1 protein-coding gene is annotated in these 640 nt (G+C 46.9%); it reads right to left on the bottom strand.

Going from position 1 to position 640, the window contains the following annotated elements; all coding sequences use genetic code 11:
- Positions 1–141: 141 nt before the first annotated feature.
- Positions 142–640: ABC transporter substrate-binding protein (locus R7035_RS25215; protein ID WP_318146325.1), on the bottom strand; the 499-nt coding region annotated here is incomplete at its 5' end.

The following is a 640-nucleotide window of genomic DNA, read 5'->3' as shown; positions in this document are numbered from 1 at the left end:
TTAGAGAGAAAATTCAGTCTGTAAAACTCGCTCAATCCGACTGAAACAAAATTGAGCTGAGTGATGAGCCTCATCAAGCATCCCTTGAGAGAAGCTCATGAAGGAGGGAATACGTCCCCTCCTTCTAACTACATCATGTGATTATTCAACCACTAGGTCACCGAAGTAAGGCATAACCATTGGGTTCACAATGTCTGCTGCTTTCACGTTAGACTTCGCGCCCCACGCTTCACTTTGCCAGTGTAGCGGTACAAATGCTGCGTCGTTGTAAAGCGTCGCTTCAACGCCTTTTAGCATTTCTGCACGTTTCGCTGGATCCGTTTCCACGTTCGCTGCGTCTACAATTTTGTCCATTTCTGGGTTTGAGTAGTAACCACAGTTGTACTGGCCACGACCTGTCTCTTCGTTACGAGTCATTGTTAGGAACTCGTTGAAGTTCGCAGAGTCTTCAGTGTCTGAGTGCCAACCGATCATCAGCATGTCACCCGCACACTTATCAAACTCTGGCCAGTATTGCGCTTTTGGCATGGTTTTCAGATCAACCTTAATACCAATCTTAGACAACATTGCCGCCGCAGCCTGTGCAACTTTTGCATCGTTCACGTAACGGTTGTTTGGCGCAATCATAGTTAGGGCAAAG

This window comes from Vibrio sp. 1731 (genome assembly GCF_033339955.1).
GTDB classification, from domain to species: Bacteria; Pseudomonadota; Gammaproteobacteria; order Enterobacterales; family Vibrionaceae; genus Vibrio; species Vibrio alginolyticus.
The sequence above is the reverse complement of the archived record's forward strand: the minus strand, read 5'-3'. Positions and strand labels throughout refer to the sequence as shown.